We start from the raw sequence: 16,481 nt of genomic DNA on the forward strand, positions 1-16,481 counted from the left end.
GTCGGCCAGTGCCGGCGCCGGATGCCTGTCGCAGCGCATGGCGCGGACAGGGAGGGTTGAAGGATAGGCGCGTGGCCTGAAGGCCGGGCGCCAGCGCAGGACCAGAATAGTGGCACGGGCAACAAGACGACCGCGGCGCAACCGCACCGCCGCAGGATCGCCGGCCACGACAAGCGAAACAAAAAGGGCGTGACAGGTGTCGAGCATTCCCACCGAACAGGTATCACCCGGCAAGGCGTCGTTGCTCTACGACCCGAGGATCCGGGGCTATGTCTATCAGATCGCTCTGGTGGCGATCGTCGCCTTCCTGGTCTGGTCGGCGGCATCGAACGCGATCGAGAACCTGCGCGCGCAGAAGATCGCCTCCGGCTTCGGCTTCTGGCACAACGCCGCCGGCTTCGACATCAACCAGAAGCTGATTCCGTTCTCGGCCTCGGGTGGCTCGACCTATGGCGATGCGTTCCTCGTCGGCCTGCTCAACACGCTGCTGGTCGCTGCGCTCGGCATCGTCTTCGCGACCTTTCTCGGCTTCTTCATCGGCGTCGCCCGGCTCTCCAACAACTGGGTCATTGCCAAGCTCGCGATGATCTATGTCGAGGGTATCCGCAACATCCCGCTGCTGCTCCAGCTCTTCATCTGGTACAACGCGGTGCTGAAGCCGTTGCCCAATCCGCGCCAGTCGATCGCACTGCCGGGCGGGACGCTGCTAAACAACCGCGGCCTCTATCTTCCTGATCCGCAGCTCGGGCCGGGCGGCAACCTGATCGTCTGGGCCTTCCTGATCGGTCTCGTCGCCACGTTCATCTTCCGCTCCTGGGCGCACAAGCAGCAGGCGGTCACCGGCCGGCAATATCCTATCGGCTGGATCGCGCTCGGCCTGATCGTGGTCCTGCCGCTGCTGGTCTATTTCGTCACCGGCCGGCCGATCTCCTTCGTTTACCCCGAGCTCGCCGGCTTCAACCTGCGCGGTGGCATCCAGATCTTCCCCGAATTCGTCGCGCTGCTGATCGGCCTGACGACCTATACGGCGGGCTTCATCGCCGAGGTCGTGCGCGCCGGCATTCTGGCGGTGTCGAAAGGCCAGACCGAGGCGGCCCATGCGCTCGGCCTGCGCAACGGGCCGACGCTGAAGCTCGTCGTCATCCCGCAGGCGATGCGTGTCATCATCCCGCCGCTGACCTCGAACTACCTCAACCTGACCAAGAACTCCTCGCTGGCAGTGGTGATCGGCTATCCCGATCTCGTCCAGGTCTTCACCGGCACGGTGCTGAACCAGACCGGCCAGGCGGTCGAGGTCGTGGCGATCACGATGGCGGTCTATCTGACGATCTCGCTGGTGACGTCGCTGTTCATGAATATTTACAACAAGCGCATGGCGCTGGTGGAACGGTGAGGGCTGCGCGATGACCGACGCAACAACCGAAAACGCGCCCTATGCCTTCGTCCGCAAGGAGACGCTGCAGCAGGAGCCGGCCCCTCTCTCCGTCGCCGGCCCGCTTGCCTGGATCAGGACGAACCTGTTTTCCAGCCCGCTCAACGCGATCCTGACGCTTCTCTGCGTCTGGCTGGTGATCGACACGGTTCCGGGACTGGTCCGCTTCTATGTCCTCGATGCAGTCTGGACCGGCACGAACCGGGAGGCCTGCCTGGCCGACAAGGTCGGTCGCCCGGTCGGCGCCTGCTGGGCCTATGTGGCGGATCGTACCCAGTACTTCATCTACGGCTCCTATCCGGTGGCGGAACGCTGGCGCGTCAACATCGTCTTCGCGATGTTCGCACTTGGCGTTGTCTGGCTGCTCTGGAACAGGGCGCCGCTGAAGAAGGTCGGCGTCTTCTTCTTCTTTGTCATCATGCCGGCGAGCGCCTTTATCCTGCTGCTCGGCGGCCCGCGTGCCGAGAGCTTTCTGCGCTTCCTGATCCTTGCGACCTTCGCGCTGGCGGTGATCTATCTGGTGCTCTCCTTCGCGCCGGGGCTGATGAAGTTCTGGATCGGCGAGGGGCAGCTCGCGGTCGAGGAGGCGATGCCGGCCTGGCAGCGCTTCTACCGGCCGAAGCGCCTGATCCTCCTGTCACTCGTCGTCTTCGGGCTCTTGGCGGTCCTGGCCGACAAGATCGGTCTGCCGCGCGTCGATACCGGCCTCTGGGGCGGCATGACCGTCACCTTCCTGATCTCGGCGGTCGGTATCGTCTTCTCGCTGCCGCTCGGTGTCCTGTTGGCCCTCGGCCGCCGCTCACGGCTGCCGGCGATCCAGTTGCTTTCCGTGATCTTCATCGAGTTCGTGCGCGGCGTGCCGCTGATCACGGTGCTGTTCATGGCCAACACCATGTTACCGCTCTTCGTGCCGCAGGAATATTCGCCGGACCGGCTGCTGCGGCCGCTGGTCGGCGTCGCGCTCTTCGCCGCCGCCTATATGGCGGAGGTGGTGCGCGGCGGCCTGCAGGCGATGCCGAAGGGACAGTACGAGGGCGCGATGTCGCTCGGCCTCGGTTACTGGCAGATGATGCGCCTGATCATCCTGCCGCAGGCGCTGCGCATCGTAATTCCGGGCATCGTGAACACCTTCATCGGACTGTTCAAGGATACGACTCTGGTCGCGATCGTCGGCATCTTCGATTTCCTGCGCACGATCGAGGCGACGCTGATCGATCCGACCTGGGCGACGCCGGTGACGCGCTCGACAGGTTACGCTTTCGCCGCCATCTTTTATTTCCTGTGCTGCTGGGGAATGTCGCGTTACTCGATCGCGGTCGAGAAGCGCCTCGCCGCCGGCCAAAAACGTTGAGAGGGACGACAACCATGGCTATGGCAGAAACCAAGATGACGGATACGCGTCCCGCGGCCCTGAAGCCGACCTCGCTGAACACACCGACGGCAGTCGAGATGATCGGCGTGAACAAGTGGTATGGCGAATTCCACGTGTTGCGCGACATCAACCTGAAGGTCAGCCGCAGCGAGAAACTGGTGATCTGCGGCCCGTCCGGCTCGGGCAAGTCGACGATGATCCGCTGCATCAATCGGCTGGAGGAGCACCAGAAGGGCCAGATCATCGTCGACGGCACGGAGCTGACCAACGATCTCAAGAAGATCGACGAGATCCGCCGCGATGTCGGCATGGTCTTCCAGCACTTCAACCTGTTCCCGCATCTGACGATCCTCGAGAACCTGACGCTGGCGCCGATCTGGGTGAAGAAGATGCCCAAGAAGGACGCCGAGGAGATCGCGATGCACTATCTCAAGCGCGTCAAGATCCCCGAGCAGGCCGCGAAATACCCCGGCCAGCTCTCGGGCGGCCAGCAGCAGCGCGTCGCCATCGCGCGCTCGCTCTGCATGAGCCCGAAGATCATGCTGTTCGACGAGCCGACCTCGGCGCTCGATCCGGAAATGGTCAAGGAAGTGCTCGACACCATGGTTTCGCTCGCGGACGAGGGCATGACCATGCTCTGCGTCACCCACGAGATGGGGTTCGCCCGCCAGGTCGCCGACCGCGTCATCTTCATGGATGCCGGCCAGATCGTCGAGATGAACACCCCCGACGAGTTCTTCAAGAACCCGCAGCACGAGCGCACCAAGCTCTTCCTTTCCCAGATTCTGCACTGAGGCCGGAAGGCATTTGCAACGAAAAAAGGCGCGCCGGAATGCCGGCGCGCCTTTTTCGTTGCGGGCGGCACAGAGCCGCGGGATTCGTTTTGCGGGGAACGCTTACTTGCCGTCGCGCGCCTTCACGGCCTGGTCCGGGAAATCCGAGAACAGGCCGTCGAGCCCGAGCGCGAAGAAGGCTTTGTACTCGGCGCCGGCGTCGCCCTTGAAATCGGAAGCCAGCCGCTTAGGCTCGCTGCGGAAGGTCCAGCTATGGACCAGGAGCCCGGCCGCATGGGCGTCCTTCACGACGTTCGTAGGGGCGATCAGCGTCCGATCACGCTCGTCGATCACGCCGTCGCCATTGAGGTCCTGCGGCTTGCCGTCGGCGCCGATCGTCTGTTTGGCGCCGATCAGATAGGGCTTCCACGGACCGACGCCGTCGGCATAGGTCGCGATCTCCTTCAGGCCCTCGGCTGAGAGCATGTCCTGGAAGGTCCGCTTGTCGCCGAGCACGGCGAAGTCGTAGGGGCGGTCGAAGGGCGCCGCGAGGGTGACCTTGCCGTCCTTGTCGACGCCATCGCCGTCGACGAGCTGGACGAGGCGCAACTGCGTCTTCGGGCGCAGGTATTTCAGGTTCGCCGTCTCGAAGCTCTGGATGAAGACCGGCGCGGTCTTGTCGGTCCAGCCGGCGGCCTTGAGCATGTCCAGAAGCTTGTCCTCGAAGGCGAGGCCGAGCGCGGCGTGATAGGTCGGATGCTTCGTCTCGGGATAGATGCCGATGGCGCGGCCGGTGCGGGCGCTCTCCGCCTTGGCGAGGTCGATCACCTCCTGGAAGGTCGGGATCTGGTACTTGCCGTTATGCGACTGGTCGCGGTCGGCGAAGGCCTGCTTGGCCTTCAGCGTCTTGAGCTCGGCCGCGGTGAAGTCGTTGGCGAACCAGTCCGTGGTGTCAACGCCGTCGACCTTGCGGGTGGTCTTGCGGTTGGCGAATTCCGGGCGGTCGGCGACATCGGTCGTGCCGCTCAGCATCGGCTCGTGGCGGACGACGAGCACGCCGTCCCTGGTCGAGACGAGGTCCGGCTCGATGAAGTCGGCGCCCTGCTGGATCGCGAGCTTGTAGCCCTCGATCGTATGCTCGGGCAGATAGCCGCTGGCGCCGCGATGGGCGATGACGAGTGGCTTCTGGCCCGACAGCGTCGGGGCGGACTGCGCAACAGCGGCCGGGCCCTGAAAGGTCAGGGCGGCGAGCAGCGTTGTCGAGAGAAGGAGTTTCTTTGTCATGATCGGGCCCAGCCTCGCGGAAATGCGCGGGACCTTAGGGCGGCGGATATGACACGGCCATGAAGGCTGCCACTCGGATTTGAGGGGAGTGTCGTTGGCTATCGAAAGTGGCAGCGGCTTCTCGGGGAAGCGGTTGGGATTTGGGGTGGCTCTGGTCTCGTTTTCGACCTTGTAGACGTTCGGGATCGGGCAAGTCCAATCGGCCGGCTCGAAGCCGCCCCACGCGCGCCTGAGCGCTGGCTGACCTGGAATGCGATGATGTCGAGCTTGTCTCGTTCAGATCTTCTTGGGCTTGCGCCCGGAGGTCGCCCGGAGCGCGTGTGATGATCGGGGATGTTCACGCAATGCAGTTTTGCCCTGCCAGGCGCACGCTCTGCTCGAAACCTTCATTATTGAAGCCATAGAGGCTGTAGAGGTCGCGGATGGTTCCGATAATGCCGAAGGGGCTCATCGCATTGCGCGCATCAGCGGCGGCCAACGGCCCCGACCATGGGCCCGAGATGGTCAGCAAATCACCCTTGACCTCCAGCTTGATGTCCTGGCGAGGGATATCCTTGCCCGCGACGTGGATTTCCTCGAATTTCTCGGTGTCCTTGACGAAATCGGTGCTGTAGGGCGAGCCCTTGGCCGTAAAGCTGAACCGCATCTTCTTGGCCCGGCAGAAGATCGTCAGTTGCTTGCGAGCGTCCTTCGTCCGGGCGAACGCCACGATGCCTCTCCCGTAGCCCTCGATCTGCCAGTTGTTTAGCTCGTTCGGCGCGAACGCGATGTTGGCTCGACGGATCTCCTCGATCGACAGCCATTTCATCTCGTCCGCCCCCTTCTCGACCATCATGGCGATAATAGAGGGGTCGATCCCCATCGTGATGAAGTGAGAAAGAACGAGGCTCACCGCCTGTTGAATGTCGGACAGGTTTTCAGTCATGTGTTTGACCGTGATCGGCTTGTCGCCATAGAGGCGGGCAAAGTCGACGCCCATCCGGTGAACTCCGATGCGGCTTCCTTCGCTTGCGTTCCTCTCGACTCCTCCGGCCAGTGCGAAGACACAGGCGCTCGCGCAGATCCCGGGAGCCGCATCCGAGTAGTCGCCGGCCTTGACGGTCTTCGACACCGCCGTCCGGAAGCCGTGCTTGCGGATGATCTCACCCAATCTGATGCCGCCGATCACGTTGCCGCCACCCGAGTTCAGGACGATGCGCTGGCGCTTCCAGATCGCCGTCGTCTTCAGAAACTCCTCGAATTTGGCGGGCGTGTCCTCGGTGATCTCGCCGTCGGCATAGATCCAGGTGCTCTCGGCATCGGCACGCATGGCACCGTTGAAATGTTCGGAGAATTCCATTGCCGACGCGGTTCCCCAGCCGAGGACCGCCAGGAACGCGCTGAAGGCGATCGTCGGAAGGAGGGAAGGCATGATGGTCCTTTGTGTGAGCGACTCCGCTGGCTATCACACATCCACGACGTGCTCGGGTAGTCCTCCGCGCCGCATGCACGCCCGCACTGAAAAGCGAAGCGCTAGGGTTGGGTGAAGCTCACGACCGTGTCAGACACGCGGGCGCGTACCGGATATCAGAAAAAGACGCTGCCTCGCCTAGCGCTGTACGAGGCAGATTCAGCTTAAGACTTCTTGCTGTCATCGCTTTTTCTCATCCCTTGCCGCTTCTGCCCGCGAGTGAGAACCCGCCCAGGCAGAGGCCGGCGCGGGTTTGATTCGATCGCAGGCGCGCAAGGCCGGCCGGTGGCGATGTTGCAGCCGACCGTACCCCTGAAATCTCAGCGGCGGTTCTCGAGGGTCGTCTTGGCGTCGAGGCGCTTGGAGGCCGGCGGGGTGTAGTCCGGCTGCTGGGTGGCGCAGGCGGCGAGGCCCAGCGCGACGAGGCTCAGGATGACGATGCGGCTGGCGCTTTTCATGTGTGGAGATCCCAATGGCCGCGACATGCGGTTGCATCGTGTTTCCGCTTGTGAAACGACCGCGTCAAGAGCGTGGCGCCGGAGCTTTCATGTCCTGGCGTCATGTTTGAACCGGTCGAAGCTCGTTCGGCCTCGCCTTGCGGCATTCCGGAGCGCATCCGGCCGTGCCAGGATTGAAGTGTCATGACCCCAGCCGCCCGGATCAGCGCTGCCATCGAGGTGCTCCAGGATATCGTCGAGCGCCGCCGTCCGGCTGCCGATTCGCTCAAGGACTGGGGCCTGTCGCGCCGCTTTGCCGGTTCGAAGGACCGGGCCGCCATCGCCTCGCTGGTCTACGACGCGCTGCGGCGCAAGGCCTCCTCCGGCTACGCGATGGCCTCGGAAACGCCACGCGCGCTCGTCCTCGGCATGCTCGCCGGTCTGCGTGGCCTCGGGGTCACCGAGATCGCGGAGCTCTGCTCGGGCGAGAATCACGCGCCGCAGCCCCTGAGCGACGACGAGACTGCGCTGCTCACCGCCTTCTCGGCCGAAGGCGCGCCTGACTGGGTGCAGGCCGACGTGCCGGAATGGCTCTGGCCCTCCTTCCGGGAAGGATTGGGAGAACAGGCCATCGCCGAGGGTGAGGCGCTGGCTGCCCGCGCCCCCATCGACCTGCGTGTCAACCGCCTGAAGGCGGGCCGGGATGCGGTGCTGAAGGAACTCGCCCATCTCCAGCCGGAGCAGGGCTCCTGGTCTCCGGATGCCCTGCGCTTCCAGCCCGGCCACGACGGCCGCGGTCCCTCGCTGCAGACCGAGCCCGGATTCTTCGCCGGCGCCTTCGAGATCCAGGACGAGGGCTCGCAGCTGGTGGCCCTGCTGGCCGGCGCAAAGCCCGGCCAGACCGTGATCGATCTCTGTGCCGGGGCAGGGGGCAAGACGCTGGCGCTCGCCGCGCTGATGGCCAATCGCGGCAGCCTTTATGCCACCGATCTCGACAGTCGCCGCCTCGCGCCACTGCATGATCGGCTCGCCCGCTCGGGCGCGAGCATCGTCGAGGTCCGCATTCCCCGCTCGCGCGGTCACGAGCCCTTCGCCGATATCGCCGGCCAGGTCGATCTCGTGCTGGTCGACGCGCCTTGCACGGGCTCCGGCACCTGGCGGCGCAATCCCGATGCGAAATGGCGCGTGCGCCCCGGTGCGCTGGCCGAGCGCATCAAGGACCAGGCCGAGGTGCTGGCCCGTGCCGCGAGGCTGGTGAAGCCGGGCGGCCGTATCGCCTACATCACCTGCTCGGTGCTGCCGGAGGAGAACGACGAGGCGATCCGCGCCTTCCTCGCCAAGCATCCCGGCTTTGCCGTGGTCGCGCCGATCGACGTGCTCAGGAGCGCCGAAAGCGACTTCTCCCTGCTCGCCCGTTTCGCCACGACCCACGGCATTCAGCTCTCGCCGCGGCGCACCGGTACGGACGGGTTCTATCTGGCCTGTCTCCAGCGCGGGGATTGAGGCTGTCGCAGCCGTTGCACGCGCCCGCGCGATCCATTAACGGAACGCGATGACGAGCGCTCAGCCCCATCACGACTCCATCCTCATCATCGATTTCGGCTCGCAGGTGACGCAGCTCATCGCGCGGCGCATCCGCGAGATCGGCGTCTATTGCGAAATCGCCCCGTTCCAGTCCGCTTCCGAGGCCTTTGCCCGCCTGAAGCCCAAGGGCGTGATCTTCTCGGGCGGCCCGGCCTCGGTGCCCGACGCGGGCAGCCCGCGGGCGCCCGAGGCGGTTTTCAGCGCGAACATCCCGCTGATGGGCATCTGCTACGGCCAGCAGACCATGGCGCATCAGCTGGGCGGCAAGGTCGAGGGCGGTCACGCCGCCGAGTTCGGCCGCGCCGATATCGAGATCGTCACCTCCTCGGCGCTGTTCGAGGGCGTCTGGGAAGAGGGAGGCCGCTATCCGGTCTGGATGAGCCATGGCGACCGGGTCACGCAGCTTCCGGCCGGCTTTACGGTCAAGGCGACCTCCGAGAACGCCCCCTATGCCGTGGCGAGCGACGAGGAGCGGCGCTTCTACACCACGATGTTCCACCCCGAGGTGGTCCATACGCCGGATGGCGGCAAGCTGCTGCGCAATTTCGTCGTCGAGATCTGCGGCTGCAAGCCGGACTGGAGCATGTCGGCCTATCGCTCCGAGATGCAGAAGAAGATCAAGGAGCAGGTCGGCACCGGCCGCGTCATCTGTGGACTCTCCGGCGGTGTCGACTCGGCGGTGGCGGCGGTGCTGATCCACGAGGCGATCGGCGACCAGCTCACCTGCGTCTTCGTCGATCACGGCCTGATGCGGATGAATGAGGCCGAGGAGGTCGTCCGCCTGTTCAGGGATCACTACAACATCCCGCTGGTCCATGTTGAGGCCGAAGAGCTTTTCCTCACCGAGCTTGCCAAATGCGGCGCCGATCCGGAGGCCAAGCGCAAGACCATCGGCCGGCTCTTCATCGACGTCTTCGACGCCGAGGCGGCCAAGCTCGGCGGCGCCGATTTCCTGGCGCAGGGCACGCTCTATCCCGACGTGATCGAGAGCGTCTCGTTCTCCGGCGGCCCTTCGGTCACGATCAAGAGCCACCACAATGTCGGCGGCCTGCCCGAGCGCATGAAGATGAAGCTCGTCGAGCCGCTGCGCGAGCTGTTCAAGGACGAGGTCCGCGTTCTCGGCCGCGAGCTCGGCCTGCCCGAGGCCTTCGTCGGCCGTCACCCCTTCCCGGGCCCGGGCCTCGCCATCCGCTGCCCCGGCGAGATCACCAGGGAGAAGCTCGACATCCTGCGCAAGGCGGATGCGATCTATCTCGACGAGATTCGCAAGGCCGGCCTCTACGACGTGATCTGGCAGGCCTTCGCCGTGCTGCTGCCGGTGCGCACCGTCGGCGTGATGGGCGATTACCGCACCTACGACCATGTCTGCGCGCTGCGCGCCGTGACCTCGGTCGATGGCATGACGGCGGATTTCTATCCTTTCGACATGAATTTCCTCGGCCGCGCCGCGACCCGCATCATCAACGAGGTCAAGGGCATCAACCGCGTCGTCTACGACGTGACCTCGAAGCCCCCCGGCACGATCGAGTGGGAATGATCGGGCAGCGATCCGATCCCGCGTGGATCGTGCCCGCGATTGAGCGCTGACCGCTGAGACAACAACGGATCCACCCGCAATCGGCCGGTTATCCCGGCAACCGGCGGGTGGATTTTTCGTTTGTGCGATCGATCGCGGCCGTCGGCGTTTGCCTCTCCGAAACGACTGCCGGTCAATATGGCGCTCTGCTCTCCGGAGGTGGATGTGGAAACGTCGCTCTATCTGCCCGTCAAGCGCTTCCTCGAAGGGTTCGGCTACACCGTGAAAGGCGAGATCGGGCCTTGCGATCTCGTCGGATTGCGCGATGGCGACCCTTCAATCGTGGTCATCGGCGAGCTGAAGCTGAGCTTCAATCTCGAACTCATCCTGCAGGGTGTCGACCGGCTGAGCCTTGGTGACGAGATCTGGCTTGCCGCCCCGCTTTCCGCGAGGGGCAAGGGGCGCGAGAGCGATCCGCGCTACCGCAATCTCTGCCGGCGCCTCGGCTTCGGCTTGCTCGGCGTTTCCGGGGGTGGCGATGTCGCTATCCTCGTGTCGCCAGCGGCGCCGACGCCGCGCAAGGACCCGCGCCGACGCTCGCGGCTCGTCGACGAGCATAAGCGCCGCCAGGGCGATCCCGCACTGGGTGGCGGCACGCGCAAGCCGATCATGACGGCGTATCGTCAGCAGGCGCTGGCCTGCGCGGCTGCGATGGCGGCGGAGCCGAAGCGGCCGCGCGATCTCAAGCCATCCTGTCCCGATGCCCAGAAGATCCTGCACCGCAATGTCTATGGCTGGTTCGAGCGCTCCGGGCGCGGCGTCTACGCGCTGACCGAGGCCGGCCGCAGTGCCCTGGCGACATGGTGCGTCCAAGGTCCGGTAAATCCGGAAGAGGCCGGGATCGCTGCCTGAGCGGCAGCCATCCGCGTGCCATGGAGGCGCGGCATCGCGATCCTGGAGCCTTTCAAACCTCACGGATTGCGATGAAAGGAATTGCCTGATGCTGGCTCGCAAGCTGATCGCCGCCGGAGCCATTGCGGGCTTTGCCCTCACGGCCTGCCAGAGCGATGCGCAGCAGGCACCTGTGAGCGGCACCCCCGGAATCTGCCGTGAGGATGCCGTCGAAACGCTGGCGGGCAAGGGCCGCATCGACGATGCCGAAGCTCGGCAGATCACCGGCGCGCCAGCGTTCGGCAGATTCGGCCGGGGCAGGGCGTGACGATGGATTATCGCAAGAAGCGGGTGACCATCGAGATCGATCCGAGGGCCGGCAGGATCATCCGGGTCTATTGCGGGTAGGGATCAAGCGATGTGCCATCGCGCTATCAGCGCGCCTTATGGCCGTGCGCACCGCAGCAATGCCTTCGAGCCGAAAACGAAAAAACCGCCCGAAAGGGCGGTTTTTCAAAGCGAAACCGGATCGAGAGGCCAAGCCTCACTTGATCTTGGTTTCCTTGAACTCGACGTGCTTGCGCGCGACGGGGTCGTACTTCTTCTTCGACATCTTCTCGGTCATCGTGCGCGAGTTCTTCTTCGTCACGTAGAAGAAGCCGGTGTCGGCGGTCGAAAGCAGCTTGATCTTGATCGTCACGGCCTTGGCCATGGGTCTATCCTCGAACCATGCGGGCCGATGGCCCTCGGAAAAGAAAATGGCCGGGCGAACCCGGCAAACCGTCAGCGCGGGGAATGCCGCAAAGGGCCAGCGAAGTCAAGGAAGAATAGCTTGGCGGCGCGAATGACCTTCAAAGCTCCTCGCGCACGAAGCTGCCGCGCTTCTCCCAATAGAACGGGACCGGCAGATAGGGCGCGAATCCACCCTCGATGCGGGCCTCGACCTCCTGGATGATGACCTTGGTGATCGTCGGCAGGTCGAGCTGCTTGGCCTCGTCGAAATCGACCCAGACCAGATCGACCAGTTCCGAATCGGGGCCGATGATGCCGTCGATCCGCTTGGCGACGGCGGAGGCGTCGATCGCGAAGAAGCGGGTGTCGAATCGCTTGGGCCGGCGCGGCGGCGTGATCGCGCGCGCGACGAAGGTGACCGCCGAGAGATCGGGATAGACGCCCTGCGCCGCGAAATCACTCCAGCTTCCGGGCGGCGCTGCATCCGGTGCACCGAATTCGTCGGAGCCGAAGAGCAGCCCGGTTTCCTCGAAGGTTTCGCGGATCGCAGCCATCGCCAGCGCGCGTGCCTTGCCGGCGCTGGGGCGCAGGCAGCGCATGCCGAGCCGGTCCTCGCAGATCTGCGGCACGGCACCCGTCGCGACCATGCGCCGGTCGCCATCATCGACACGCCCACCCGGGAAGACATACTTGCCCGGCATGAACTTGTGGCCCGAATGGCGCTTGCCCATCAGCACCTTGGGGCGCGTGAGACTGCGATCCAGGATCATCATCGTCGCAGCGTCCTTCGGACGCTGGTTGGCGGTGGTGCGCGCCCGTTCGGCCTGGGTCAGGGTGACGGTGTGGTCGGTCATGAACGTGCGTCCGAAGGGGGCAGGGGCTGGCGCTCGGGTCGGTCGGGCTCGCCGCCGAATCCATGCATGCGCACGGCCCATTGCAGGCCGACGACACTGCCCTTGATCGGCTGCATCAGCGCGAAGCACAGGAGGACGGTGAGAAGCGGCCAGACGGTCATGTGCAGCCACATCGGCCAGTTCGCGAACTTCTCCGCCAGCAGCAGGCCGCCGACGATGATATGACCGACGATCGTGATCACGATATAGGGCGGCAGGTCGTCGGCACGCTGGTGATGCAGATCCTCGCCGCAGGCTTCGCACCTGTCGACGGGCTTCAGGAAGGCGCGGAACAGCCGGCCCTTCCCGCAATGCGGGCAGCGGCTGCGCAAGCCGCGCGCGATCGCCTGACGCCAGTCGCGCTCTTCGAGATGCGTTTCAGCGCTATGGATGTGGATGCTCATCACCGCCTCTTGCCCGGTTTCGTCCGGCCGGGCTTGCTCTTCCTGCCGAAGCCGGCTGCCTGCCGGCTCGCCCCGAACGGGGCTCCGCCGCCGCGCCGTCTGGCGGCGCCGCTTGTCGCCATTTTCCGCCCGGCCGAGAGCACCTCGAAGCGCAGGGCGCCCGCGACGGGCGCCGCCTCGACCAGCTTGACATGGACCTGGTCGCCGAGACGCCAGCTTTCGCCGGTGCGTTCGCCGATCAGCGCATGGGCCGCCTCGTCGTAGCGATAGTAGTCGCCGCCCAGAGTCGAGGCCGGGACGAAGCCGTCGGCTCCGGTGCCGTCAAGCTTGACGAAGAGCCCGGCACGGGTGACGCCGCCGATGCGCCCGTCGAAGCTCGCTCCGATCTGGTCGGCGAGGAAATGCGCGATCAGCCGATCGGTGGTCTCGCGCTCGGCCGCCATGGCGCGTCGCTCCGCCGCCGAGATACGCGTCGCGACCTCGCGCAGGTCCGCGAGCGTGACGCTCCTGGGCAGGCCATCGTCGCCGGCTTTCAGCGCCGTGATCAGCGCGCGATGCACGATCAGGTCGGAATAGCGCCGGATCGGCGAGGTGAAATGCGCGTAGCGGCGCAGGTTCAGGCCGAAATGCCCGTAATTCTCGGCGACATACTCGGCCTGCGCCTGCGTGCGCAGCACGACCTCGTTGATCAGCGTCTCGTTTTCCGAGCCCTTGATCATCGCCAGGATGCGGTTGAACAGCACGGGCCGGAGCGCTCCGTCCTGTGGCAGCTTGATGCCGATCGAGGCCAGCACTTCGCCGAGCGTCCGCATCTTCTCCAGCGAGGGCTCGTCATGGCAGCGATAGATCAGGAGGCTGCCGGCTTTCTCCAGCGTCTCGGCCGCGGCGACATTGGCGAGGATCATGAATTCCTCGATCAATCGATGCGCCGCGAGCCTGTCCGGCACGATGACGCGATCGACCGAGCCGTCGGCTTTGAGGATCAGCTTGCGTTCGGGCAGGTCGAGCTCGAGCGGCTGGCGCTGGTCGCGGGCGCGGGCGGCCACGCCATAGGCCGCCCAGAGCGGCATCAGCACGCTCTCGCGGATCGGAGCGGTCTTCTCGTCGGTTTGCCCGTCAATGGCGGCCTGCGCCTGCTGGTAGGAGAGCTTCGCTGCCGAGCGCATCAGCACGCGGTGGAAGGAATGGCTCTTCTTCGAGCCGTCCGACTTGAGCACGAGCCTGACGGCAAGCGCCGGCCGGTCCTCATTCTCACGCAGCGAACAGAGGTCGTTCGAGATCCGCTCCGGCAGCATCGGCACGACGCGGTCGGGGAAATAGACCGAGTTGCCACGCTCCAGCGCTTCGCGGTCGAGCGCGGAGCCCGGCGTGACATAGGCCGCGACGTCGGCGATGGCGACGGTGACCACGAAGCCGCCGGGATTGTCGGGGTTGTCGTCCGTCGCCGCATGGACGGCGTCGTCATGGTCCTTGGCATCGGCCGGGTCGATGGTGACGAGAGGCAGCTCGCGCCAGTCCTCGCGTCCTTTCAGCGTGGCAAGCGGTGCATTCGCGGCTTCCTGGAGCGCGGCCGGCGGGAACTCATGCGGAATACCATGGGCGTGGATCGCGATCAGGCTGACGGCGCGCTCGGATTTGATCGAGCCCAGTCGCTCGCGCACATGCGCCTCGGGCGGGCCGAAGCGGCTCTCGCGGCGCAAGCTGACAGAAATGAGGTCGCCGTCCTGCGCCTCGGCCGTGCGGCCTTTCGGGATGATTGCTTCGCGCCCGAGTGCCTTCTTGTCGATCGGCACCAGCCGGCCGGAGCCGTCGGGCAGGGCGCGGAAGATGCCGAGCACGGCGGCCTTGGCCTTGCCCATCACCTTGAGCACGCGGCCGGAATAGCCGAAGCCTTCGACGCCGCGCAGACGCGTCAGCTTGAGGATGACATGATCGCCGATGCCGGGCGCCGGTGCCGCTGACCTGTCCTTGCGGCGTCCCTCGCGCGTGCGCTCGATCAGGATCTGCGGCGGCGGGCCGTTCTCGTCCGCGTCCCATTCCAGCGGCTGGGCGACGAGGTCGCCCTCACGATCCCGGCGCTTGATCTCGGAGAGCAGGACGGGCGGCAGCGCGCCGCGCGGATGGACCGGGCGCTCCTTGCCGTCGCCGCCGATCTCGCCGTCCTGCTCCATCTCCTTGAGCAGGCGTTTCAGCCAGATCTTGCCGCCCTGGTCGAGCCCGAAGGCTTTGGCGATCTCGCGCCGGCCGACCTCGCGGCCGGCGGCGCGCTCTTCCTCGATGAAATCGAGAATAGCTTCGCGGCTCGGATCAGGAACGGACACGGCCGGCACTCGGGGCGTTGGATTGAGAAAAGCGTGACACGCCGCCTGTCTGCCACGGCTTGCAGCCGGGCGCCAGCATCGGCCGCCTGAAAGCGAGAAGGGCTGCCCTTGCGGGCAGCCCTTCCATTGCCGAACCGCGACCCGGCGAACCGGGTCTGAAGGTGCGAAAACTCACGCGGAATAGAAACCCCAGCAAGAAGAGGTCCAGGTCCGCCCGCCTTGCACCAGCGGTTGATGACAATGAGACACTGGATCACCTCCTTTCAGTTGTTACCGACAAAAAGGAGGCTAAGGCGATTCTCGGGGTTTCGTAAATGCCAAAAAATGCACCGGCGAGCGCGACGAAAGTTGCGCTCCGGACGGCGAACGCGCCGTCGACGCTTGCACAGCATAAGGATGACGCGGTGAAATCTGCTGGAAGGACACGAGCCGCACGGTGTCATCCGTGTAGCTTCAGTCCCTTGATGATCTTGTCGATCTCCTTGCGCTCGGCATGGAGCCCGAGGCCCACGAGATCGAGTGCATCGGTGGCCACCGTCGCGACTGCGGCGCGGTTGTCGATATCGTTGCCGGTTGCGAACAGTTCTTTGGTATAGAGATGTGGCCTGACGCCGCGCTGCTGCGTTCGCTGGAGCGCGTTGGTGAGTTCCGCGGCGCTCGCCGCGAAAATCAGGACGGGCTGACGGATCAGCGGGCCGTAGAAGCGGCCGGAACCGTCCTGATAGGGTTCGCCCGCGAGTTCGGGGGCGGTTCCGACGAGCCCGCCGGCGAGGAAGCTGGCGACATTGAGTTTTTGCCAGGTTGCGAGATCATCCCGAACCACGATGGCGATCTTGGTATCGTAACGCATGGATTCATCGCTACCCGAGGCCGGGAAGGCCCGTCTTGAACGATCGTGCGGACCGCAGCGGGACTGGGTCCGGCTCGGCACCGGCGCTGATGGTATCGAGCGCATGGAAGCGTTCTTTCGTGGCTATGCCTACGACCCTCACCGGCATGACACCTATGCTTTCGGGCTGACGCTCTCCGGCGTGCCCGGCAGCGTGGTGCGAACCATCCAGACTGGTGCCAGGCCACCCACGGTGTTGAACCGCACGACGTTGTTGGTCGACCAGCCTGAGCCCCAACCGGCCCGAGGAATGGTGAAGTACGGCCTGCCGGTGCGAGGATTTACGGGCGCGCAATCAGCGCTGATGCTCCCGGTCACGATGGTGCCGACCGTCTCACCGATCACCTCGAAGGCTGTGGCGTTGGTGAACCGAATAGCCCACCGCTCGGTGATCGCATCGCTGTTGGCGACCACCAGCGGGAAATCGGTGTCGTTGAATGTGCCTGGTGCCGCGCTTCCGATGAGCACGTCGCTCCAGACACCCGTCCAGGCCGCTTGATCGA

Annotated in this window: 17 protein-coding genes; 8 read left to right on the forward strand and 9 right to left on the reverse strand. The window is 65.2% G+C overall.

Going from position 1 to position 16,481, the window contains the following annotated elements:
* The first annotated feature begins 205 nt into the window (after nt 1-205).
* From J0I42_RS19440 to J0I42_RS19450, 3 genes are read left to right on the forward strand one after another with little or no spacing between them, the layout of a single operon-like run.
* Nucleotides 206-1,393: an amino acid ABC transporter permease gene (locus tag J0I42_RS19440; protein ID WP_291657253.1), complete on the forward strand. Its 1,188-nt coding sequence runs from the start codon at nt 206-208 to the stop codon at nt 1,391-1,393.
* 10 nt (nt 1,394-1,403) lie between these two features.
* Entirely contained in the window at nt 1,404-2,783 is a 1,380-nt protein-coding gene (locus J0I42_RS19445; RefSeq protein ID WP_291657237.1) for an amino acid ABC transporter permease, read from the forward strand.
* 35 nt (nt 2,784-2,818) lie between these two features.
* Complete coding sequence (locus J0I42_RS19450) at nt 2,819-3,598, forward strand: amino acid ABC transporter ATP-binding protein (RefSeq protein WP_291657255.1); 780 nt, start codon at nt 2,819-2,821, stop codon at nt 3,596-3,598.
* Nucleotides 3,599-3,700: 102 nt separating this feature from the next.
* Here J0I42_RS19450 and J0I42_RS19455 read toward each other — a convergent pair whose 3' ends face one another.
* The 3 genes from J0I42_RS19455 to J0I42_RS19465 all read right to left on the reverse strand — a co-directional run bounded on the left by J0I42_RS19455 (nt 3,701) and on the right by J0I42_RS19465 (nt 6,769).
* Nucleotides 3,701-4,861 carry a glycerophosphodiester phosphodiesterase gene (locus J0I42_RS19455; RefSeq protein ID WP_291657238.1) on the reverse strand — a complete coding sequence of 387 codons (1,161 nt, stop codon included), beginning with the start codon at nt 4,859-4,861 and terminating at the stop codon, nt 3,701-3,703.
* 337 nt (nt 4,862-5,198) lie between these two features.
* Nucleotides 5,199-6,272, reverse strand: coding sequence for a COG3904 family protein (locus tag J0I42_RS19460; RefSeq protein ID WP_291657239.1), 1,074 nt, complete (start codon nt 6,270-6,272; stop codon nt 5,199-5,201).
* A 359-nt stretch (nt 6,273-6,631) separates the two neighbouring features.
* Nucleotides 6,632-6,769 carry a lipoprotein gene (locus tag J0I42_RS19465; protein WP_170843263.1) on the reverse strand — a complete coding sequence of 46 codons (138 nt, stop codon included), beginning with the start codon at nt 6,767-6,769 and terminating at the stop codon, nt 6,632-6,634.
* A 183-nt stretch (nt 6,770-6,952) separates the two neighbouring features.
* Between J0I42_RS19465 and J0I42_RS19470 the strand changes: the two genes are divergently transcribed.
* The 5 genes from J0I42_RS19470 to J0I42_RS19490 all read left to right on the forward strand — a co-directional run bounded on the left by J0I42_RS19470 (nt 6,953) and on the right by J0I42_RS19490 (nt 11,147).
* Nucleotides 6,953-8,251, forward strand: a complete 1,299-nt coding sequence (locus J0I42_RS19470; protein ID WP_291657240.1) for an RsmB/NOP family class I SAM-dependent RNA methyltransferase — start codon at nt 6,953-6,955, stop codon at nt 8,249-8,251.
* A gap of 49 nt (nt 8,252-8,300) precedes the next feature.
* Complete coding sequence (gene guaA / locus J0I42_RS19475; protein ID WP_291657242.1) at nt 8,301-9,869, forward strand: glutamine-hydrolyzing GMP synthase; 1,569 nt, start codon at nt 8,301-8,303, stop codon at nt 9,867-9,869.
* A 204-nt stretch (nt 9,870-10,073) separates the two neighbouring features.
* A complete protein-coding gene (locus J0I42_RS19480) occupies nt 10,074-10,760 on the forward strand; it encodes a DUF2161 domain-containing phosphodiesterase (RefSeq protein ID WP_291657243.1) in 687 nt (228 codons plus the stop codon).
* A gap of 88 nt (nt 10,761-10,848) precedes the next feature.
* Nucleotides 10,849-11,067 carry a hypothetical protein gene (locus tag J0I42_RS19485; RefSeq protein ID WP_291657244.1) on the forward strand — a complete coding sequence of 73 codons (219 nt, stop codon included), beginning with the start codon at nt 10,849-10,851 and terminating at the stop codon, nt 11,065-11,067.
* 2 nt (nt 11,068-11,069) lie between these two features.
* Nucleotides 11,070-11,147, forward strand: coding sequence for a hypothetical protein (locus J0I42_RS19490; RefSeq protein ID WP_291657257.1), 78 nt, complete (start codon nt 11,070-11,072; stop codon nt 11,145-11,147).
* 136 nt (nt 11,148-11,283) lie between these two features.
* On the opposite strand, the gene rpmG is transcribed toward J0I42_RS19490, so the two are convergent.
* From rpmG to J0I42_RS19525, 6 genes are all read right to left on the reverse strand, one after another.
* On the reverse strand, nt 11,284-11,451 hold the full coding sequence (gene rpmG, locus J0I42_RS19495) for a 50S ribosomal protein L33 (protein ID WP_038367996.1): 168 nt from the start codon (nt 11,449-11,451) through the stop codon (nt 11,284-11,286).
* Between the two features lie 139 nt (nt 11,452-11,590).
* Nucleotides 11,591-12,325: an NUDIX hydrolase gene (locus J0I42_RS19500; protein ID WP_291657246.1), complete on the reverse strand. Its 735-nt coding sequence runs from the start codon at nt 12,323-12,325 to the stop codon at nt 11,591-11,593.
* Nucleotides 12,322-12,768 (reverse strand): DUF983 domain-containing protein, encoded by a 447-nt coding sequence (locus tag J0I42_RS19505; protein ID WP_291657248.1) that lies wholly within the window; start codon nt 12,766-12,768, stop codon nt 12,322-12,324. Before J0I42_RS19505 ends, J0I42_RS19500 begins: the two co-directional genes overlap by 4 nt.
* Complete coding sequence (rnr, locus tag J0I42_RS19510; RefSeq protein ID WP_291657249.1) at nt 12,768-15,089, reverse strand: ribonuclease R; 2,322 nt, start codon at nt 15,087-15,089, stop codon at nt 12,768-12,770. The genes J0I42_RS19505 and rnr overlap by 1 nt, the downstream gene beginning before the upstream one ends.
* A gap of 439 nt (nt 15,090-15,528) precedes the next feature.
* Nucleotides 15,529-15,939, reverse strand: a complete 411-nt coding sequence (locus tag J0I42_RS19515; protein WP_291657250.1) for a DUF2000 family protein — start codon at nt 15,937-15,939, stop codon at nt 15,529-15,531.
* A 153-nt stretch (nt 15,940-16,092) separates the two neighbouring features.
* Nucleotides 16,093-16,481: hypothetical protein (locus J0I42_RS19525; RefSeq protein WP_291657258.1), on the reverse strand; the 389-nt coding region annotated here is incomplete at its 5' end.

The sequence above is a fragment of the Allobosea sp. genome, from assembly GCF_017308015.1.
Taxonomy (GTDB): domain Bacteria; phylum Pseudomonadota; class Alphaproteobacteria; order Rhizobiales; family Beijerinckiaceae; genus Allobosea.